Origin of the sequence: Anaerosporobacter sp., assembly GCF_031551385.1 — a bacterium.
Classification (GTDB): Bacteria; Bacillota; Clostridia; order Lachnospirales; family Lachnospiraceae; genus Anaerosporobacter.
In genome coordinates, this window is sequence record NZ_JAVBNS010000284.1 from 1 (window position 1) to 4,287 (window position 4,287).

Annotated in this window: 2 protein-coding genes; both read left to right on the top strand. The window is 35.3% G+C overall.

Features of this window, described 5'->3' with window-relative positions; translation table 11 throughout:
- The first annotated feature begins 446 nt into the window (after positions 1-446).
- Complete coding sequence (locus RMR19_RS21065; RefSeq protein WP_310605477.1) at positions 447-1,568, top strand: glycoside hydrolase family 88 protein; 1,122 nt, start codon at positions 447-449, stop codon at positions 1,566-1,568.
- A gap of 141 nt (positions 1,569-1,709) precedes the next feature.
- A complete protein-coding gene (locus RMR19_RS21070) occupies positions 1,710-3,764 on the top strand; it encodes a DUF2264 domain-containing protein (RefSeq protein ID WP_310605478.1) in 2,055 nt (684 codons plus the stop codon).
- The last annotated feature ends 523 nt before the right edge of the window (positions 3,765-4,287 follow it).

Genomic DNA, 4,287 nt, shown 5'->3' on the forward strand with positions numbered 1-4,287 from the left:
AAGAGGAAATTGAAGAAGAAATTTGTATAGAAGAATAAGGTGTACGGTACCATTCGTTAATCAGAAAATAGTGAATTGTTTTTGGATATGTCTCTTCCAAAAAAAATCACTCTTTTTTTCTTATAATTATAGTACAATCCAAAGAATGTGTTTTTATAAAGACTTATCTCAAATCCACTTTGGTATCGTTTCTAAAAATTAATATTATAGCAGAATATGATATGTCGTAGCCACTTATATCATTGTAATATCCTATCCTATTTTGCTATAATTTATTTAAAATAATTGTAACGGAAGGCTATAGTGAATAGTTACAATTACTTAATTATATGGGGGAATGGTGAAAGAAAAAAATAAAGGAGAAACCATGCGGCCAAAGGCTTCTTTCACCTGTATTTATTTAGGCAGTATCGCAAGTATATTTGTGATATGCATGGATATAAAACATGAACGATACAATATGGGCAAAAGAGATTTCAGAAAAAATAAAATCCAAAATGGAGAAAGTAGCTTCCCGTAGCCAAGGAATCATACCTTACACAACAGAAAATGGACGGTTTGATGACTGGACAGAGAAGAATGTCTGTTGGTGGACAAATGGTTTCTGGGGTGGTATGATGTGGCAGCTTTATCATGCTACAAAGTTAGAGTTATATAAGGATATCGCTCTAGAAAATGAGCGCAAATTAGATTTTAATCTTATGAATACTGGTGGGCTTGACCATGATAACGGATTTAAATGGCTTCCTACTTCTGTGGCACACTATCGTCTTACAAAAGATGAAGCTTCTAAAAACAGAGGTTTACTAGCAGCAAACAATCTTGCAGGACGGTTTAATCTCGCGGGTTCTTTCATTCGTGCATGGAATGATTGTGGCGATGGAAACAATGCTGGTTGGGCAATTATTGACTGTATGATGAATCTTCCACTACTATATTGGGCTTCTAATGAAATCAATGATCCACGATTTAATCATATTGCAAAGGCTCACGCAGATATGGCAGCGAAATATTTTGTTCGTGAGGACGGTTCGGTTAATCATATCGTAGAGTTTAATCCATCTACTGGTGAGTTTGTAAAGACTTATGGTGGTCAAGGGTATGCAGAAGGCTCAACTTGGACTAGAGGACAATCATGGGCAGTATATGGTTTTACACTCTCCTATCTTCATACAAAGAAACCAGAATATCTGGAAACTGCAAAAAAAGTGGCAGATTATTATATTGCACATATTCCTGAAAGTGGACTTATCCCTGTAGACTTCTGTCAACCAACAGATTGCACATTAGAAGACTCTACTTCTGCAGCAATTGCCGCTTGTGGTCTTCTGGAATTAGAGAAATTCGTAGAAGGCGAATTAAAACAGACTTATCATAATGCAGCTATGAAACTTTTACGTACTTTGGCTGAGCAAAGATTTAACCAAGATGAAACTATAGATAATCTACTTGAAAAATGTACTGCAGCTTTCCATGATGATAAACATGAATTTTCTATTATTTATGGTGACTATTACTTTATAGAGGCAATATTTAAATTAACAGGAGAAGAATTATTTATTTGGTAATATTATGAGACCAGGGTCAAAAGGTCATGAGTTTCATGCTTGCATGAAAAATCATGACTTTGGGACCCGCAAAACATGAGAAAGAAGCTCGAATAGAGCGATTCGTAAGTTATTCTAAAACACAGAAAGTAGGCACCTAAAATGGTATTCGAACCAAAAACTTTAGATTATAATCTAAGCCCTTACACTGGACTTACAAGAGAAAGTTGGGTAGAGGCAGGAAAATATCTATTAACTGGCGTATTTACTCATATTAAATCAATAGAAGACCCTGTGGTTATGCCACGAAAAGAAACTGAGGTTACCTATCCTCATAAAAATGCTGTGGGAAATCAACGAAAACTAGAAGAAATGGCACAGATATTTGAAGGGCTTACAAGAACGCTTTTTATTGCGGCTCCATTGATTCATATTGAGCCAACTATGGAGATTTGTGGATATTCTATAAGAGATTACTATCATAAGCAGATTCTTTATTCTTGCACAAAAGGACACCCAAACTATGTAGGTTGTTACGATGATTTGCAGGAACTTACTGACACGTATGACCCATTTCGTGCTTTTCAACAGACAGTAGAAACTTGTGCTCTAGTAATATGTCTTGAAAACTGTAAAGAGGAAATCTGGGACACGTATACAAAAGATGAAAAAGATATGATAGCAAACTTTTTATTAAGTTTCGCTCACACAAATACAGTACCTCAAAACTGGCGTCTGTTTAATATGTTAAATATGGCATTCCTACATAAGGAAGGCTATGATATTGATAAAGATGTAATGTTAGAACATGCACAAGCAATTTTAAACTTCTATGCTGGAGACGGATGGTATCGAGATGGACAATCCTTTGATTACTATTCTTGTTGGGCATTCAATGTGTATGCACCTATTTGGAATGAATGGTATGGATATGAGCACGAGCCTTATATTGCTGCTATGTTTGAGCAAAATTCGAACAAGCTAATGGAAAGCTATGGCGATTTCTTTGATAGAGATGGATTTACAAATATGTGGGGGCGCAGTAATGTGTACCGCAATGCTGCTACTAGTTCATTTGATGGGAATTTGATGCTAAAAAATCCTACTGCAAATGCTGGATTATCCAGAAGAATTGCCTCTGGCTCTCTTCTACAGTTTATGACTAGAGAAGATTTTCTCTACAATGGAATTCCTACAATGGGATTTTACGGACAATTTACACCACTTGTTCAAGGATATTCCTGTGCAGAGTCCGTGTTCTGGCTTGGTAAGGCATTCCTATGTCTTCATCTTCCAGCAGATAACCCATTCTGGACAGAGAAAGAAAACAACGGTAGCTGGGAAACGTTAGATGAAAAGGAAGTAAAAGAGACGGTACTAGACGGCCCTGCTCTTTGCTTTACAAACCACAATGCAAACGGCGAAACCATTCTTCGTACTGGTAAGATTTTAAAGAACCTTGGAGATGAGCATGGTATGTGGAACTATTCTAAACTATGCTATAATACAAAGTATCCATGGGAGTCTGCACCTTGTAAAGAAATAGAATCTATGCAATATGTTTTAAAAGACACTACTACAGATAATATAGAAAAATGTAATGTTACACTATGGAATGGTAAACATGATGATGTGCTTTACCGCAGACAATTTTTCAATTATGATCTCACTAGAGAAACTACTTGGATGCAAGCACTCAATCTAGCAGATTTTCCTGTTGAATATGGTATCTTACGTGCTGATAAATTGCGACTTTACCGTAGCCCAATTACTCTCACTCTAGGTGCTTATGGTTTCCCCGATAACGGGACAGAAATTATTCGCAGGGAAAATAAAAATGCAAAAGCCATTATTCTAAAAGGTCATGATTATACGGGACGTGAAAAACAGCTTGCCATGACAATCTATGATGGTTGGGATGACATTGATTTCATTCATAGCACAAACACAAATCCTGATTCAGAGAAATCTATTATTGTATATGGAAAAACTGCACGTCATAAACAATACGGATATGAACAATTTATTCTGATTTCACAGGTCATTACAAAGGAATCTCGTGAAGACTTTACAGAAGATGAATTATTCCCTATTTCGGAGGTGGTTTATACCGATAAGGAAAAACATGGCGGATATGGGCCTGTTACTATTGTTCTGAAAAATGGTATCCATAAGACAATTGTCTTTGAAGGTATGGAAGGGAATTTGCAGTTGTAGATTATATGATATAAGATAAAGGGCTATTTATTATGATGCAATTTTGGCATATGATAATAAATAGTCCTTTTATAGTCCTTTGATTTTTGGTAGTCTATAAAGATTGGTTTTCAAAAGATATCTAAGATGTAGAAATAAAGCTGAATAGTTAAATTGATATTTGACAAATTCTCTTATTAAGGTTTATCATAAGGATACAACATGGTAGATTATGGAGCTTTTGTATTAAAACAGAGTTACCAAAAACCAAAGAAAGAGGTGTGCATATGAAAAAGAGATATTTATTAATAACCCTAAACTAGATCTTTTGTCTGATAAGCCTTATCCTGTAACTGCTAAGGTATATCTATTGTTAAATTTATAATAACCTACTTCTGAGACAGATACTGCTCTTCTCTATAATATCTAAGTATCTGTCAACAGAAAGTAAATTCTGGGAGGACTGTCAGAGGTATTGTTAGAGATAATACTGACTTTGTTTCTTTTATTTCTTTTGTCTCTTCTGTTATAAATCAGCCAAGGG